Raw genomic sequence first — 15,847 nt, 5'->3', positions numbered from 1 at the left:
TTTTAGAGCTCCAGAGATGCGCTTAGGTCATTTTGAAGCTCCTTTGCTGGTGTCGGGGTAGCGCTCCGGAAACAGCTGGGCGGCGTCCATGTTCAAGGCGGAAGCCAGATGCTGTTCGATTTTGGTGGACCGGCTTCTGCCGATCGATACGGAACTTACAGCCGAAATGCCGACGCCTGCCTGACGTGCAATATGTGCCAAGGACAAGCCTCGGCGGGCGAGCTCATACTTGATGCGCTCATGCCGCAGCTGGTCTTTTCTGGGGTGTCGGTTTTTCGCCATTATCCGTAACACTATTCCGGTCAACAGCTTCACTTATCTATGCATGATCGAATGAATGAAAACGCACTGTGAGTGGCGTTATTTGCCGGCAAAAAACCTATGGTTGAATTTATACTGAAAAATACAACCTATTTTCATTTTTCGCATATAATCTGTTTGCTGGTGAAATGTGGAAGAGCATCGTCGATGGCGAGAAATCAGATTCAAGAACTGCATTCGAATTGAAACTTCGAAGAAGCTTCTGATTCGAATAGAAAACACAAAAGTCAATAAGATATTTTCGCACTATTCAAAATCAAGCCAACTTTGTTGAATAAAGTTCGTCTCTAAGGTCGATATCTTATGCTTCCTGGCCATAAGACCTGATCTGTTCGTAGTTTTGCAATGCTCTTCGAGCCACGAGGACACGCTACATAGTGGTGATTCGTTTTATCTGACCGTGAAGAGGACACGAAACGGAGACGTTCCCATCACTCAGCGCAGTACTGCGCATCTTCCAGCGTACCCGCCGTCAGCAAACAATCCTGAAGCTCCTGGAGCGAAGTCTGGCTAGCCTGAAGCTTTCGCTGGATTTCGTAGACCTGAGCACTCAGACGGCCACGCTCGGCACGGACATTTTCAAGCGCGTTCAATGTTTCCTGAAGAGCGTTCTGCAGGTCCTGATTATCCTGCAGCAGGCCGTTATAATCATTCACTAGTGTATTATACTTGGCGATGAGGCTGTCATATTGGTCGGCGCAATCGGTCAGGTTCGATTTACAGGTGAAGCCCTCATAATTGCATTGATAACTGCTGAAACAAGCGGCATCCGCGCTGACGCATTTGCCGCTGCTCGAGCATACGGTGTCGCCATAATCAAGACAGGCGCCTTGTTTGCCCCAGGAGCAGCTGAAGTTCTGCTGGGCGAATGCGCTTGTCGACAGCATGGCAAGGATCAAGGTAAGAGGTAGCGGCTTCATTCCATAAGCTCCAGATCTGGCAGACTGCGCACAATCTTCATCGTCTCGAGGCTTAAGCTGGCAACAATAGTGATGCAACTTCGGTTTTGCACAGAAACAGCCGCAACTGCTTGGTTTGCCGAAAACAATAATCTGGTGTTGTTAGTTTAACATCGGCCTTGTTTCCAACACCTCCGCGTGCGTCAGCATACGATTGACGGAGCGAAGACTCAATGGTGACCGCCTCGAAGCCGCCTCTTTCGGCATCATAGTCATCGAGACGAATGGCGGCGCGGAACAGCACCTGCTCGTCCGATCCGAAATCGGCTTTCATACGTTTCAGCTTCAGCACCTGTTCCGCAAGGACATCGCCTTTATCGAATTCGTCAGCCTGACGGTATTCCGGCGTCCGGCGCGCGATCTGGTCATAGTCTGGCGTTTCTTCCGCAAACACCTGCGAGAGATTTCGCCAGAACTGGTCATCTGGAAACTCAATAACCTCAGGGTGCGCAGGCCCTGCGGTTAAGCACAGGAGAACTGCAATGATGATCTGTTTCGTCTTCATGGGCTGCCCTCACGATTTGCGCAGACGTCTTTCACAGTTGTCTCTTCCAGGCCGTACGGTTCCGTTATTAGCAGTGCGAGAGGTGTAACGAGAATCTAGGAGGGGAAGAGAACATTGCTTTCAGGAATGATTCTGGGTTTGCTGTCATGGCGAAATCGCCGCCATATGATGAGTATACTCCGTGGAAATATACTCATCAAGTCTCGAATGTCCAGATCATGGACATCAGGGAGCTCTTTGCGAAAAACCTAAGGCAAGCCCGAAAGGAAAAGGGGCTGTCGCAGGAGGAGCTTGCGCACCTTGCGGAAGTCGACCGAACCTATGTCGGCGCACTGGAGCGTCGTCGCTATAGCGTGTCTATTGATGTGCTGGATCGTCTCGCAACTGTGCTCGAGGTCGAGGCTTGGCAATTGCTCTTGCCCGCCAAAACTGCAGACGACTTCAACCGCCCCTGAAGGCTGCCACAAAAGCGTGCGTGTCTATACCGCGCACAACGTCCGTGATGACATGTTCAGGAGCGTGTGAGTGTCGTCGCCTGGTGGCTGTTTAGACTTGGGCAATTCGCTGGAACGTGGTGATTGCGATACGAGCGCGACTTCCACTTCATGCACGAATTACGGACAGCAGGAGGATCGGAAATGCGCTAGGAATGTCATTGGCACACATTAAAATTTGAGCTGTCTGTGGCCATTCCGGTTTCCTCAAAGCGTCATAATAAGGGTATTGAGCGCCTTACCCCTTATTATAACGCCTGAAAAAACCAATCGTCGGTGAAAGCTTACAAATGAACTTCACCCAGCAGGAGACGGTCAAAGGTCATGATTGGTCGCGGTTCTGGCGGTGGACAGTGCACATCATAAAGGCACAGATAATGCATCTGGGGACCGATTTCCGCAAAGCTATAGAATTGCTGAATACCGGCGTTGAAGGGGTCGAAATCGAAAGTGAAGCAGGCGCCGATGAGATTTCCGCGGCGCTTCATGCGGAAATGCCTTGGATGGCGCCGGCGACAGTGGTTTTCTGCCAGGCGATGCAACAGTTTGTGGGGTCCGGCATGCTGGTTTCCGTCTTCCGGAGGGTTCAGCATAGCGCGTTTTGGGGAAACAAGCGTTTGGCACGAGGCAGCCTGGATGAGCTAACGAATAGCTGTGTGCGAAAAAAACAGTGTTCAAATCCTGCCCTGGGACCCGGCGTGAGATTCTGACTGCAGTCGTCCGGCCAAGCAAGACGAGTCAATTACGATCGTCCTGCTTTGGCCAGCGCATAGCATTGATCTCCTCCCACAACAGGTTCTGCACTTCGGTGTGCGCGCCGGCAATGCGGACGGCTACCACCGTCAGCATCGTGTAGGGCAGCACGTTGCGGAGGTCAAAAATCAGGCCTGAGCGGATCGCGTCTTTCGCTATGCTTTCCGGAACCCAGGCAACGCCGACACCGCTGATGGCAAATTGCAGCGCGGCGAGCGTCAGGGCGGTTTCGACCTTGCGATGGACGAATTCGCCGCTCTGAATGGAAGGCATCACCTCCTCGTTGAAGATGCGACCGAGAAATGCGTCGCTTGGGTATGCGATCACCGGCAGCTCGCCGCGCCCGTAGCTTTCGTTCAAAAGCTCGAGCCTATGCGAGGCGAACACCGGTATGAAGGCCTCCGTGCCTAGATTGATGCGTTCCAGATAGTCTTCGGAGTCCGAACTGGCTTCGCCGCCGGACTGATAATTCAACAACAGGTCGGCCTGTTTGGTCATCAGCAGCGCCAGACATTCGTCGCGATTGGCCGAGCGCAGGCGCACGCTGACATCGATCGCGTTCGAAAATGTCTCGATGATGGCCGGCGCGCGCGACGTGGTGATCGCGTGCTGGCTGACGATCACGATCCGGTTGTTGGCCTCCCTGCCCTGCCTTCGCAGTTCGTAGAGAAGATCCTTCATCTCGGATACCAGCCGCTTGATCTCCTCCTGCTCCGCTGAGATGGACGGCTTGAGGCCGACGGGCTTGCGGTCCCGATCGAACAATTCGGCGCCGACATAATCCTCGATCGCACGGATGCGGCGCGAGAAGGCCGGCTGGGTGACGTTACGCCGCGCGGCGGCCGCATTGAACGAGCCGGTCTCCACCACCGCCAGGATATCCTCAAGCCATTCCAGCCGCACGTTGAGCCCCCCCTAATATGCAATATTTGCATTTTATCGCGCGAAAACGGCATTTGATCAATGAAAAGAAATGCGCAAGATTTGAAATCACGCAATTTGATCAAGGTTGGTTTTCCATGCATCTCGCCCGTTTTCCCCGCGTTCATCTGGCCCACCTGCCGACGCCTCTGGAGCGGCTCGACCGCCTGACGGCGGAACTCGGCGGCCCCGAAATCTGGATCAAGCGCGACGACTGCACCGGGCTTTCGACCGGCGGCAACAAGACCCGCAAACTCGAATTCCTGATGGCCGAAGCAGCGGCGATGAAGGCCGATGTGGTCATGACCCAGGGTGCCACCCAGTCCAACCACGCCCGTCAGACGGCAGCCGCTGGCGCGAAGCTCGGCATGGCCTGCCACATTCTGCTGGAGGACCGCACCGGCTCCAACGATCCGAACTACAATGAAAACGGCAACGTCTTCCTCGATTACCTCCACGGCGCGACCGCCGAAAAGCGTCCCGGCGGGCTCGACATGAACGCCGAGATGGAAGCGGTCGCCGACGAAGTCCGCAAGACCGGCAAGACCGTCTACACCATCCCGGGCGGCGGCTCGAACCCCACCGGCGCGCTCGGCTATGCCAATTGCGCGCTGGAACTGGTCTACCAGGCCAATGAGCGCGATCTCGAGATCGACCATCTGGTGCACGCCACCGGCAGCGCCGGCACCCAGGCGGGCCTGATCGTCGGCATGAAGGCAATCAATGCGCAAATCCCGCTGCTCGGCATCGGCGTGCGCGCGCCGAAGCCGAAGCAGGAGGAAAACGTCTACAAGCTTGCCATTGCGACCGCCGAAAAGCTCGGCTGCCCGGGCGTCGTCGCCCGCGAGGATGTGATCGCCAACACCGATTATGTCGGCGAGGGCTACGGTATCCCCGCCCCTTCCACGATCGAGGCGATCGAGATGTTTGCCCAGATCGAAGGCATCCTTCTGGACCCGGTCTATTCGGGCAAGGGCGCTGCCGGCCTGATCGATCTGATCCGCAAGGGCATGTTCAAGAAAGGCGAAAAGATCGTTTTTCTCCATACCGGCGGTTCGGCGGGATTGTTTGGCTATACAAGCGCGTTCGCCTTCGATCATACTGCCACCGTCGCCGCCGAATAGAAGGTTATTTCCTTTATGGCACCGAAACCGTTTGCGGGCACGTTTACCCAGCAGGAACCGCTTGGCGAGGCGGCGATTACCGCGGCTATCCGCGTGCTCGAAAGCGGCAGGCTGCATCGCTACAACACGGTTGCCGGCGAAACAGCGGAGGCGGCGCTGTTCGAGGCGGATTACGCCGGCTTTCAGGGCGTGGATTACTGCCTCGCCTGCGCCTCCGGCGGCTATGCCATGCATATCGCGCTGATGGCGGCGGGTCTGAAGCACGGTGAGGCGGTGCTGACCAACGCCTTCACCCTGTCGCCTGTGCCCGGCGCGATCGTGAACGCCGGCGGGCGTCCTCTGCTGGTCGAATGCACGCGCGATCTGGTGATCGATCTTGACGATCTGGAGCAAAAGGCCGGGAGCGCCCGCTTCCTGCTCCTCTCCCACATGCGCGGCCATATCGCCGACATGGACCGGCTGATAGCGATCGCAAACCGCCACGGCATTCAGGTGATCGAGGATTGCGCTCACACGATGGGGGCAGACTGGAACGGCACGAAAAGCGGCAATTTCGGCCTCGCCGCCTGTTTCAGCACCCAGACCTACAAGCACATGAATTCCGGCGAGGGTGGGTTGCTCACCTCCAACGACCCGGCCTTCATGGCCCGGGCCATCATTCTCTCCGGCTCCTACATGCTCTATGAGCGCCATGGCGCGGCGCCCGACAAGAGCCATTTCGAAAAGGCGCGGCTTGAAACGCCCAATTGCTCGGGCCGGATGGACAATCTTCGCGCCGCGATTTTGCGCCCGCAGCTTGCCGGGCTCAAGACCAATATCGAACGCTGGAACGAGCGCTATAGGACCATCGAAACCGCGCTGAAGGCCTCCGGCCTGTTTTACCTGCCAGAGCGCCCGGCGGCCGAGCATCCCGTCGGCAGCTCGATCCAGTTTCTGATCGAGGGCATCGCGCCCGACGCGGCCCGCGCCTTCGTGGCCAGTGCAAAGGCGCTCGGCGTCGAGCTCAAATGGTTCGGCGATGCCGATCCCGTGGCCTTCACCAGCAACCACCACAGTTGGAATTTCATCGCCGATCAGGCGCTGCCGAAGACCGATCAGGTGCTTTCCGGCCTTTTCGACATGCGCATTCCGCTGACCTTCAGCATCGATGACTGCGCTCATATCGCCGCGATCATCATCCATTGCGGTGAGCAACTCCGCCTGAAGGGAGCTGCCTGACATGCGTCGGATCGGGATTATCGGCGGCATGGGGCCGGAAGCGACGGTGCTTCTGATGAGCCGCATCATCGCCGCCACGCCGGCCAGGGACGATGCCGATCATGTGCCGATGATCGTCGACAACAACCCGCAGGTCCCTTCGCGCATCAAGGCGCTGATCGAGGGCGATGGGGAGGACCCCGGCCCGGTGATTGCCGGCATGGCGCAAAAGCTCGAGGCCTTCGGCGCGGAGGCGCTAGCCATGCCCTGCAACACCGCCCATCATTATGCCGATGGCATTCGCAACGCCGTTGCCATTCCCTTCATCGATATGGTGAGGCTGACAGTCGAGGCGATCATTTCGGAGACGCGGCCCGGCGCGAAGATCGGCATGCTGGCCTCGCCCGCCGTGCGCATCACCGGCGTTTTCACCAACGCCTTTGCGGACACCGGGCGCGGTCCGCTTTACCTTGCCAACGACGCGCCGCTTCTGGAGCTGATCCGCCACATCAAGACCCGCGGCGCCGACGACAATGCCCGCGCTCAGATGACGGCGGTCTCCCACGCGCTGATGTCCGAAGGCGCTGACATGCTGCTGATAGCCTGCTCGGAATTGTCGCTGGTCTCCAACGCCGTCGATCCGGCGGCCCATGCCATCGATACGATCGATCTTCTGGCCGGAGCATGTATCTCATTTTCAACCGGGCAGGAGAAGTGACAGAATAACGGCTGAACATGCAATGCGGGAAGCGGTCTCAGCCTCAACAACAAGAACAATCCCCGCCTAAACCAAATCTGGAGAGTGGAATGTTGAAAACTTTGATGACTGGCGTAATCGCTGGCTCGGTCACCGTGCTAATGTCAGGCGCCGCATTCGCGGAAACGGTGATTATCGGCCATTTCGGCAACCCGACGCCGATGCAGCTTCTGGCCTCGTCCGACGCCGTTGAACAGGCGACCGGCTGGGATGTCGAGTGGCGCAAATTCGCCGCCGGCACGGATGTGATCGCTGCCATGGCCTCGGGCGACGTGGTTCTGTCCGAACTCGGCTCCTCGCCGCTCGCAATTGCCGCGAGCCAGGGCGTGGATCTGCAGATGATCGCGTTCTCGGATGTGATCGGCAAGGCCGAATCCCTGATCGTTTCCAAGGATTCCGGCATCGAGACGCTGGCCGATCTCAAGGGCAAGCGGATTGCCGTGCCGGTCGGCTCGACCGCGCATTTCTCGCTGATGGGCGCGCTGAAGCATGAGGGCATCGCCGAGGGCGACGTCACCATCATGAACATGCCGCCGGATCAGATTGCCGCCGCCTGGGAACAGAACGCCATCGACGCCGCCTGGATCTGGCAGCCCGTGCAGGCCCAGATTTCCGAAACCGGAACGCTACTGATCGGCGCGGATGAAACCGCCGCCTGGGGTTATCCGACCTTCGACGCCTGGGTGGTCAACACCGAATTCGGCGAAGAGAACAAGGAACAGATCGTTGCCTTCCTGAAGGAAGTCGACAGGGTCAACAAGGAATATCTCGCCGATCCGTCGAAGTGGACGGCCGACAGCGAGCCGGTAAAGACGCTTGCCGAGGCGACCGGCGCCGATCCGTCACAGGTTCCCGGCATCCTCGAAGGCTTTGCCTTCCTGCCGCTGTCGGAACAGGTGACCGACACCTGGCTCGGCGGCGCGGCCGAAACCATCAAGGGCACGTCCGAATTCCTGAAGTCCGCAGGCCGCATCGATAATGTTGCCGACGACTACACGCCCTTCGTCAACGCCGATTACGCCGAAGCCGCGAAGTAAGCCTGGCAATCTCAATATGACGCCCCCGGCCGAAAGGTCCGGGGGCAGATGGGACCACGATCATGGTGTTGGAAATCAACAGGGCTTCCGTCGTCTATCCATCCGCCAGCGGTAACGCACCGGTTGAGGCGCTCCGGGAGATAGACCTTTCGCTCGGCGAGGGCGATTTCGTCGTGGCGCTCGGCGCGTCCGGCTGCGGAAAATCGACGCTCCTCAATCTCATCGCGGGTTTCCTGTCGCCGACCAGCGGCGAGATCCTGCTCGACGGCCACAAGGTCGAGGGCCCCGGCGCCGACCGCTCGGTGGTGTTTCAGAAACACGCGCTGATGCCTTGGCTCACGGTGCGTGAAAACGTCGCCTTCGGGCTGAAGCTGCAGGGCCGGCCCAAGGCCGAGCGCGACCAGATCGCCGAAAAATTCATAGCGCTTCTCGGCCTGACGGGTTTCGAGGATTCGCCGATCTATGCGCTTTCGGGCGGCATGCAGCAGCGCATCGGCATTGCCAGGGCGCTGACCTGCGACCCGCGCGTGCTGCTGATGGACGAGCCGCTGGGCGCGCTCGACGCGCTGACGCGCGAAAAGGCCCAGGAACTCATTCTCAAAATCTGGGACAACACCAGAAAAACTGTGTTCTTCATTACCCACAGCGTCGAGGAAGCGCTCTTCATGGGCACGAAGCTTATCGTGATGTCGCCGCGCCCCGGCCGCATCACCCATCGCTTCGACCTGTCCTTTTCACGCCAGTTCATCGAGGGTGCCAAAGCGCGCGAGGTCAAGGCTTCGCCGGAATTCATCAAACTGCGCGAGGAGGTGCTGTCCATCATCTTCGCCGACGAGGAAGACGCGGCATGAGCGATATCACCAAGACCAAGCCGGCGGAGACGGAAGCACCCGCGCCGCGCAATAAGAGCGGCGGCCTGCTCTCGCGCCTTTCCAAGGGCCGGGCGACGCGGCCGGGCGAAACCTATGGCGTGCCGGGTTATGGCGATACCATGATCCTCAGCGTCGTCACCATCGTCCTGCTGATCGCGATCTGGTGGGGCGTGACCGCGCTCGGTCTGGTCAAGCCTCTGTTCGTGCCCTCCCCCGTCGCGATCGTGGCGAAGTTCTTCGACACGATGCAGAACGGCTTCACCGGTACGCCGCTCTACGTCCATATCCTGATTTCGGCGGCGCGCGTGTTCAGCGCCTTTCTGCTGGCCTGCCTGATCGGCATACCGCTCGGGCTTGCCATGGGCATGAGCCCCATGGTGCGCGGCATTTTCGATCCGCCGATCGAGTTCTACCGGCCGATCCCGCCGCTTGCGTATCTGCCGCTGATGATCATCTGGTTCGGCATTGGCGAGACCTCGAAGGTGCTGCTGATCTTCCTGTCGGTGTTCGCGCCGGTGGCGCTCGGCGCCCGCTCCGGGGTCAAATCGGCGGCGATCGAGCAGATCCACGCCGCCTATTCCTTTGGCGCCAGCCGCTGGAAGGTGATGCGCTACGTGATCCTGCCGTCTGCCCTGCCGGAAATCCTGACCGCCATGCGCATCGGCATCGGCTTTGGCTGGACGACGCTGGTGGCCGCCGAAATGGTCGCCGCCACCAAGGGCATCGGCTACATGGTTCTGTCGGCCTCGCAGTTTCTGCAGACCCCGACGGTGATCATGGGCATTATCGTGATTGCCGCGATCGCCTATGCCTTCGACATGCTGATGCGCTTTCTCGAGCGCAAGCTGGTGCCGTGGAAGGGCAAGGCGTAGACCGCCTGCCCGCTTTCCGTTTCCTGTATTATCCCGAAGTGAGGGGGGTGTTTCGTGCCGCGTACATATCTGAAAAAGGCTCTCAGGACCGCTGAAAGCGATGCGGCCTCCGTCACCGGGATCGTCCAGGGCATTCTTGACGAGATAGAAGCCGGTGGCGAGGAAACGGCAAAAGCCTACGCCGCAAAATTCGACCGTTACGAGGGCGATATCGTCGTCACCCGCGCCGAGGTCGAAGCGGTGTCTGCCAGCCTGCCGCAAAAGCTCAAGGACGATATCCGCTTCGCCCACGACAATATCCGCCGGTTCGCCGAGGCCCAGAAGGCGACGATCGGCGAAACCGAAATCGAGATCGCGCCCGGCTTCATCGCCGGCCAGAAGATCATCCCCTGCCAGACCGCCGGCTGCTATGTGCCGGGCGGTCGCTACAGCCATGTCGCCTCGGCGATCATGACGGTGACGACGGCGAAGGTTGCGGGCTGCGACCATGTTACGGTCGCGTCCCCGCCCCGACCCGAAACCGGCGTACATCCGGCAATCCTCTACACCGCCGATCTCTGCGGCGCAGACAGCATTCTCGCCATGGGCGGCGTGCAGGGCGTGGCATCAATGGCCTTCGGTCTGTTCGGCCAGCCGAAAGCCGACATCCTCGTCGGCCCCGGCAACCAGTTCGTGGCGGAAGCCAAGCGCATCCTGTTCGGCCGCGTCGGCATCGACATGTTCGCAGGCCCCACCGACAGCCTCGTGATCGCCGACGCCGGCGCCGATCCCGAAATCGTCGCAGCCGATCTCGTTGGCCAGGCCGAGCACGGCTACAACTCCCCGGTCTGGCTGGTGACCGACAGCGCTGTACTCGGGGAACAGGTGATGGCGATCGTGCCGAACCTCATCAACAGTCTGCCGGAGCCGAACCGGGCAAGCGCCGAGGCCGCCTGGCGCGATTATGCCGAGGTGATCGTCTGCGATACCCGCGAGGAGGTTGCCGCAACCGCCGACGACTACGCGCCGGAACATCTGAGCGTGCAGGCGGAAGACCTCGACTGGTGGCTCGCCCGACTGAAATGCTACGGCTCGCTGTTCCTCGGCGAGGAAACCACAGTGGCTTACGGCGACAAGGCTTCAGGCACCAACCACGTCCTGCCGACATCGGGAGCCGCGCGCTATACCGGCGGGCTTTCGGTGCACAAGTTCATGAAGGTGGTGACCTGGCAGCGATCCAGCCGGGACGCCTCGAAGCCTGTAGCTGTTGCCACCGCCCGCATCTCGCGCCTTGAAGGCATGGAAGGCCACGCCCGCACCGCCGATATCCGGTTGGCGAAATATTTCCCCGGTGAGAATTTCGACCTCTCGGCGGTCGAGTGAACGCAGTGGGTCCACTCATCTGCCGAGAAGAGGGTGAAGGCCCGCCGCTGGTGCTGGTCCACGGCTATCTCGGCGGCGCTGGCATGTGGGACGCACAGTTTGCGACCTTCTCCAAACGCTTCCGCTGCATCGCGCCGAACCTTGCGGGCTTCGGCTCGAGCTGCCATCTCGAAACGCCCGAAAGTATCGAGGGGCATGCCCGGCTGGTCTTCGAGACGCTGGATGCGCTCGGCATCTACACGTTCCTCCTCCTCGGCCATTCCATGGGCGGCATGGTGGTCCAGCAGATGGCGGCGATGGCGCCGGAGCGGATCGAAAAGCTCGTTCTCTACGGCACGGGTCCGGTTGGCATGTTGCCGAACCGGTTCGAGACGATCGAGACATCCCGGCAGCGCATCCGATCCGAGGGGCTGACGGCAACCGCCGCTCGGATCGCCGCCACATGGTTCATGAAAGGAGCCGACGCTGAAGACTACGCCGCCTGCCTTGCCGAGGGCTCACGCGCCAGCCTGCAGGCAGCGCTTGCCAGCCTCACTGCCTGGGAGCACTGGGACGGCACAGCGGCGCTCCAGCATTTCCCGATGCCGACGCTCGTCGTCTGGGGCGATGGCGACCGTTCCTATGGCTGGAGCCAGCCGGAGACGCTGTGGAAGACTATCCCCGGCTGCCGCCTCGCTGTTGTGCCCGGTTGCGCGCATAATGTGCATATGGAAAAGCCCGACATCTTCAACCTTGTCGTTTCCGATTTTCTGCAATCGGAGACCTGAAGGCGGCATGACCGGAAAACCCTTTACGGCCTCCCCACGATCGGCGTCGAAGTGGATGGAGATCCGGGACGCATCGATAAGAGTCTGATCAGTGGTCCGCGGCACAAGAGGCAATGATCGCCGCCGATCTCGGCGAAATCTGGCTCGAAGCGGCGCGGTCGATTCAATCCCGTGATGAGCAGCAAGCAAGATCGTGCCGCCGGGCGTTTCAAAGTCAATACGGGATTTCATCCCGACGAACCGGTTCTCAACCAGATCACCCCTGCCGAGGATGACTTTCTGGTAGCGGAGGATCTTCTGAGGGAGCTTTCACGTGATCGCCTCAAGGATCCAACGTTGAGCTACGAGCACGCACCTGACTACCAGTTCGAGCGGGACCCACATTGATGCGGTTAAACGTGCATCTGCAGTCGCCGTGTCGGACGCCATCAGGCTTGATCGCAAAGGGGTGCTGCAGGTCCCCCCCATTGGCAATTCCCATTGTCCAATAAAATCAAGCTTTCGCGGTCAAAAGTGGTGGTTCACACCTGCCCGGACATTGAGGTCGGTCTGGAGGATATGAGGGACGTATCCAAGGCCCCTTCCCTCAAACTCCCTTAGCCGACGCGAGCTCGCGCCCGCTTCCGGGGCCAACTTTTGCACCGCCAATCTCAGGTTTTTATAAGTCCGTCCTCAATGGGCTGCTCTCTAATCGAACCCGTGGCAGGTCGCCTGCCACTTGTCCATGACGGTAAATCCTTGCTCAACCCCTTCAGGATGTGGGCACAAGCCTTAGCGTCTTGATCTCGAAAGCCGAAAACGCGAGTTCAACCTGATCGCCTTGCGGTTCCAGCGCTACGATCGGTTCTTCGAGAAGATCGGTTTCTGCAAAGGCTGTGAGACCCGAAGCTATTTTGAGCCGCGCCCGCTGGCGCGCGCCGAGACGTTCCCACAGCCGCACGATCAGTCCATTGCCGTCTTCGGCGCGCTTGACCGCTTCGACAGCAATCGCGGGATTGTCGATGACGAACGGCGATGAGAGCGTATGCGCTGCCTTCTCGCCCTCGCCTTCGAGGGCCACAAGCGGATGATTGAAACGCTCGGCCATCGCCGAAACTGAGGACGTATCTAGCCCCGCATGCGGCGCGAGCGCATAGCGGAAGCGATGCTCGCCCTGATCGGCCGCCGGCCAAGGATAGGTGGGCGAGCGCAACAATGTGAGGCGCACTGTGGTGTCGCGCGCGTCATAGCCATATTTGCAATCGTTGAGGAAGGCGACGCCGAAGCCAGGCTCGGACATCGAAACCCAGCGATGCATCGGGCTTTCGAACCGCGCCTCGTCCCAGCTCGTGTTGACGTGCGAAGGGCGGCTAACGTGCCCGAACTGGATTTCGGCCTCGGTTGACGATGCGTGGATGGCGAGCGGAAACGCCGCCTTCACCATGGTATTGTGCTCGCGCCAGTCGATGAAAGTGTCGAATTCCAGCAGACGACCATCCGCTTCCAGCGAGACGACCTGCACGATACGCGAAGCCTCATAGACCCATTCGAACCGGATCGCCGCCCGCCACGGACCGGTTTCAACGACTTCGGCGCTCACCAGATGGTCGATCTCGTAAAACTGGTCCTCGAATGTCCTGTCTATTTCCCAGGCATCGTAGGCCTCGGGCAGATCGCGGAAGGCTTGGAGGCGGTTGCCGGTATGATTGAGGCATTCACGTTCCGCCGTCTTGTCGTAGAGCGAGACAAGACGGCCTGCGTCATCGAAGCGCGCACAGATGTAATCGTTTTCCAGCCGGTCGGCGCGCACGGTGAGTGGCGAAGGCGCTTCCGGCAATGCACCCGCTTCCGACACCGCAAGGCGCACGGCGCCAAGGCCCGGAACTTCAGCGACCGGAACCGCCTGCCGGCGTGACCCATCGGGGAGAATAAGGGTCTGCGAGGTGCGGCCGGCAATTGCAATGGCCGTGTCCCTGTCGAAATGCACCAGCCCGGTCGTCGCCTGCGCGAAGGGATTGACCACCAGCACTTCTCCCGCGCCGGCAAGACCCTCGACTATGCTCCGCCGCAGCATTTCCGCGCGGGCGAAAAAGGTCGCGTAGTCCTCGTCGCTGTCGTCATAGACGAGGCCGATCGAGGAGCCGGGCAGGATGTCGTGGAACTGGTTCAGCAACGCGATATCCCAGAGCGCGGCAAGTTCTTCGGCCGGGTAGGCCTGCCCAGCCTCGAGCCAGGCGAGACTTGCGAGCAGTTCGAGTTCGCGCAGCATCGCCTCTCCGCGGCGGTTGTTGCGCTTGACCTTTGCGACCGAGGTGAAGGTGCCGCGGTGGAATTCCAGATAGAGCTCGCCGACCCAGACCTGATAGGCGGAGGGATTTTCGTGCATGCGCGTGACGATCCGCTCAAGCGCCGGCCCCATATGGCCTTGCGACACGCGCGGGCAGCCCGGAATGCCGCGCTCCATCCGCCGGATATGCTCCAGCATTTCGCGCGTCGGCCCGCCGCCGCCATCGCCGAAACCGTAGACGAGAAACAGCTCGTCATTGGTTTCCTTCTTCGCATAGCGCCGCCATGCGCCCATAACGTCGCTGGCCCTTAGGTCCGGACAGTACGAGGTCTCGATCGTGGTGGCGTCGGCGGGCTGGGTGGTGAGGAAATAGGTTGGCGCCCTTGTACCGTCGATCCCCTGCCAGAAGAAGGTTTCGCTCGGCATCCGGTTGGTGTCGCTCCACGACATCTTGTGGGTGACGAACACCGAAAGCCCCGCAAGCTTCATGATTTGCGGGAACGCGGCGCTGTAGCCGAACGTATCGGGAAGCCACAATACCCGAGGACGGACGCCGAATTTCTGCTGATGGTAGCGGACGCCGCGCAGGACGTGGCGCACCAGCGATTCCCCGCCCGTAATGTTGGCATCCGGTTCCAGCCAGAGCGCGCCCTCGATCTCGAACGCGCCGGCGCGATGCTGGTCCCTGATCCTTTCGAACAACACAGGATAATCCTGCTCAAGATAGTCAAGCAGAATACCCTGATTATACATGAAGCGGTATTCGGGATATTCCGACATCAGACGAAGCGCGGTCGCCATCGAGCGCGCCATCTTCTGCCGGGTTTCGCGAATGCGCCAAAGCCATGCAACATCGATATGCGTATGGCCCGTGACTGTGATATGCGGGGCAAGCTCGGTATCGGCGGCCTCATAGATGCGGGCTGCGATCGCACGGGCGCGGCTGAGGCTTTCGCTATACCGCCGCTCGTTTCCGGGACGGTAATCGACGGCCTTGATGGCCTCGCGCACCGTTTTCAGGATGAAGTCGCGTCTATGGTCATTGACGTCGAGATGTTTCGCCACGTCGAGCGGCGTTCTGAGATCGTAGTAGAGCGCCTCGGCCTCGATGTCATGGATGAGAAGCCGCGCGCCGAAACCGAGCTGGCGGCGGTCCTCGATGGTGCCCGCCTCGATCATGATCTCGAAGGTCTCGCCGGCGCGGGCCGCCTTCGTCAGCAGGATCTCGCGGTGGTTATAGTCCGCGCCCTGCACAATCTCGCCATTGATCCGCACCAGACATTGCGGATCGGAACGCCCCATCACCTGACCAAACATCGCCTCGATGCCGAGATAGACCCTTCTGCCCTCAAGCGCCGGCGGAATGGAAATGCTGCCGTGGAACCAGAAATAGCTCTGCGGCTCGCCCCAGACCGTGTGGGCGTCAACCGGCGCCCAGTCCGTTTCCGGCCCCGCGAGCATCGCGGCCCGGTCTGCCGGCGGCGCCTGTTTGAAGACGAAGTCGACCGTGGTTTCGGTCGCCACGAAGATGCGATCGCGCAGTATCTCCACGAAATGCATGAGTTTGGAGAATTCTTTCATCGCGACCTCCCATATCTGGTCCGACCGCCGGGACCACTCCACCAATCCAAATCAAAAGC

Annotated in this window: 15 protein-coding genes and 1 pseudogene; 10 read left to right on the top strand and 6 right to left on the bottom strand. The window is 60.1% G+C overall.

Features of this window, described 5'->3' with window-relative positions:
* Positions 1 to 27: 27 nt before the first annotated feature.
* The 3 genes from K7H91_RS18605 to K7H91_RS18595 form a co-directional block, all read right to left on the bottom strand.
* Positions 28 to 282 (bottom strand): helix-turn-helix domain-containing protein, encoded by a 255-nt coding sequence (locus K7H91_RS18605; RefSeq protein WP_230721728.1) that lies wholly within the window; start codon positions 280 to 282, stop codon positions 28 to 30.
* 470 nt (positions 283 to 752) lie between these two features.
* Positions 753 to 1,241, bottom strand: a complete 489-nt coding sequence (locus K7H91_RS18600; RefSeq protein ID WP_230721727.1) for a hypothetical protein — start codon at positions 1,239 to 1,241, stop codon at positions 753 to 755.
* A 52-nt stretch (positions 1,242 to 1,293) separates the two neighbouring features.
* Positions 1,294 to 1,785 carry a hypothetical protein gene (locus K7H91_RS18595; protein ID WP_230721726.1) on the bottom strand — a complete coding sequence of 164 codons (492 nt, stop codon included), beginning with the start codon at positions 1,783 to 1,785 and terminating at the stop codon, positions 1,294 to 1,296.
* Between the two features lie 218 nt (positions 1,786 to 2,003).
* On the opposite strand from K7H91_RS18595, the gene K7H91_RS18590 reads away from it, so the two are divergent.
* Both K7H91_RS18590 and K7H91_RS18585 read left to right on the top strand, forming a co-directional pair.
* Complete coding sequence (locus K7H91_RS18590) at positions 2,004 to 2,240, top strand: helix-turn-helix domain-containing protein (RefSeq protein WP_230721730.1); 237 nt, start codon at positions 2,004 to 2,006, stop codon at positions 2,238 to 2,240.
* 329 nt (positions 2,241 to 2,569) lie between these two features.
* Positions 2,570 to 2,989, top strand: a complete 420-nt coding sequence (locus K7H91_RS18585) for a hypothetical protein (protein ID WP_230721725.1) — start codon at positions 2,570 to 2,572, stop codon at positions 2,987 to 2,989.
* 28 nt (positions 2,990 to 3,017) lie between these two features.
* Here K7H91_RS18585 and K7H91_RS18580 read toward each other — a convergent pair whose 3' ends face one another.
* A complete protein-coding gene (locus K7H91_RS18580; RefSeq protein WP_230721724.1) occupies positions 3,018 to 3,935 on the bottom strand; it encodes a LysR family transcriptional regulator in 918 nt (305 codons plus the stop codon).
* A gap of 116 nt (positions 3,936 to 4,051) precedes the next feature.
* Here K7H91_RS18580 and K7H91_RS18575 point away from each other — a divergent pair, with 116 nt between their 5' ends.
* From K7H91_RS18575 to K7H91_RS18540, 8 genes are all read left to right on the top strand, one after another.
* A complete protein-coding gene (locus K7H91_RS18575) occupies positions 4,052 to 5,077 on the top strand; it encodes a D-cysteine desulfhydrase (RefSeq protein WP_230721723.1) in 1,026 nt (341 codons plus the stop codon).
* Positions 5,078 to 5,092: 15 nt separating this feature from the next.
* Entirely contained in the window at positions 5,093 to 6,295 is a 1,203-nt protein-coding gene (locus tag K7H91_RS18570; RefSeq protein WP_230721722.1) for a DegT/DnrJ/EryC1/StrS family aminotransferase, read from the top strand.
* Position 6,296: 1 nt separating this feature from the next.
* The gene (locus K7H91_RS18565; RefSeq protein WP_230721721.1) at positions 6,297 to 6,992 is read left to right on the top strand and encodes an aspartate/glutamate racemase family protein; all 696 of its coding nucleotides are present in this window, start codon (positions 6,297 to 6,299) and stop codon (positions 6,990 to 6,992) included.
* 104 nt (positions 6,993 to 7,096) lie between these two features.
* A complete protein-coding gene (tauA, locus tag K7H91_RS18560) occupies positions 7,097 to 8,068 on the top strand; it encodes a taurine ABC transporter substrate-binding protein (RefSeq protein WP_230721720.1) in 972 nt (323 codons plus the stop codon).
* A gap of 62 nt (positions 8,069 to 8,130) precedes the next feature.
* A complete protein-coding gene (locus tag K7H91_RS18555) occupies positions 8,131 to 8,919 on the top strand; it encodes a taurine ABC transporter ATP-binding protein (protein ID WP_230721719.1) in 789 nt (262 codons plus the stop codon).
* Between the two features lie 65 nt (positions 8,920 to 8,984).
* Positions 8,985 to 9,812, top strand: coding sequence for an ABC transporter permease subunit (locus K7H91_RS18550; protein WP_230721729.1), 828 nt, complete (start codon positions 8,985 to 8,987; stop codon positions 9,810 to 9,812).
* Positions 9,813 to 9,866: 54 nt separating this feature from the next.
* Complete coding sequence (gene hisD, locus K7H91_RS18545) at positions 9,867 to 11,174, top strand: histidinol dehydrogenase (protein ID WP_230721718.1); 1,308 nt, start codon at positions 9,867 to 9,869, stop codon at positions 11,172 to 11,174.
* A gap of 5 nt (positions 11,175 to 11,179) precedes the next feature.
* The gene (locus tag K7H91_RS18540; protein ID WP_230721717.1) at positions 11,180 to 11,941 is read left to right on the top strand and encodes an alpha/beta fold hydrolase; all 762 of its coding nucleotides are present in this window, start codon (positions 11,180 to 11,182) and stop codon (positions 11,939 to 11,941) included.
* A 141-nt stretch (positions 11,942 to 12,082) separates the two neighbouring features.
* Here K7H91_RS18540 and K7H91_RS18535 read toward each other — a convergent pair.
* Positions 12,083 to 12,211, bottom strand: a pseudogene (locus K7H91_RS18535) (argininosuccinate synthase); the annotation flags it as partial.
* A gap of 481 nt (positions 12,212 to 12,692) precedes the next feature.
* Positions 12,693 to 15,788 (bottom strand): alpha-mannosidase, encoded by a 3,096-nt coding sequence (locus tag K7H91_RS18530; protein WP_230721716.1) that lies wholly within the window; start codon positions 15,786 to 15,788, stop codon positions 12,693 to 12,695.
* Between the last annotated feature and the right edge of the window lie 59 nt (positions 15,789 to 15,847).

It is taken from the genome of Martelella mediterranea, from assembly GCF_021021415.1.
Classification (GTDB): Bacteria; Pseudomonadota; Alphaproteobacteria; order Rhizobiales; family Rhizobiaceae; genus Martelella; species Martelella mediterranea_C.
The sequence above is the reverse complement of the archived record's forward strand: the minus strand, read 5'-3'. Positions and strand labels throughout refer to the sequence as shown.

Excerpts from the sequence above, each read along its gene's own strand:
- tauA (WP_230721720.1), top strand. The coding sequence starts at position 7,097 with ATGACTGGCGTAATCGCTGGCTCGGTCACCGTGCTAATGTCAGGCGCC.
- K7H91_RS18530 (WP_230721716.1), bottom strand. The coding sequence starts at position 15,788 with ATGAAAGAATTCTCCAAACTCATGCATTTCGTGGAGATACTGCGCGAT.
- K7H91_RS18570 (WP_230721722.1), top strand. The coding sequence starts at position 5,093 with ATGGCACCGAAACCGTTTGCGGGCACGTTTACCCAGCAGGAACCGCTT.
- K7H91_RS18555 (WP_230721719.1), top strand. The coding sequence starts at position 8,131 with ATGGTGTTGGAAATCAACAGGGCTTCCGTCGTCTATCCATCCGCCAGC.
- K7H91_RS18595 (WP_230721726.1), bottom strand. The coding sequence starts at position 1,785 with ATGAAGACGAAACAGATCATCATTGCAGTTCTCCTGTGCTTAACCGCA.
- K7H91_RS18605 (WP_230721728.1), bottom strand. The coding sequence starts at position 282 with ATGGCGAAAAACCGACACCCCAGAAAAGACCAGCTGCGGCATGAGCGC.
- K7H91_RS18590 (WP_230721730.1), top strand. The coding sequence starts at position 2,004 with ATGGACATCAGGGAGCTCTTTGCGAAAAACCTAAGGCAAGCCCGAAAG.
- K7H91_RS18600 (WP_230721727.1), bottom strand. The coding sequence starts at position 1,241 with ATGAAGCCGCTACCTCTTACCTTGATCCTTGCCATGCTGTCGACAAGC.
- K7H91_RS18585 (WP_230721725.1), top strand. The coding sequence starts at position 2,570 with ATGAACTTCACCCAGCAGGAGACGGTCAAAGGTCATGATTGGTCGCGG.
- K7H91_RS18565 (WP_230721721.1), top strand. The coding sequence starts at position 6,297 with ATGCGTCGGATCGGGATTATCGGCGGCATGGGGCCGGAAGCGACGGTG.
- K7H91_RS18575 (WP_230721723.1), top strand. The coding sequence starts at position 4,052 with ATGCATCTCGCCCGTTTTCCCCGCGTTCATCTGGCCCACCTGCCGACG.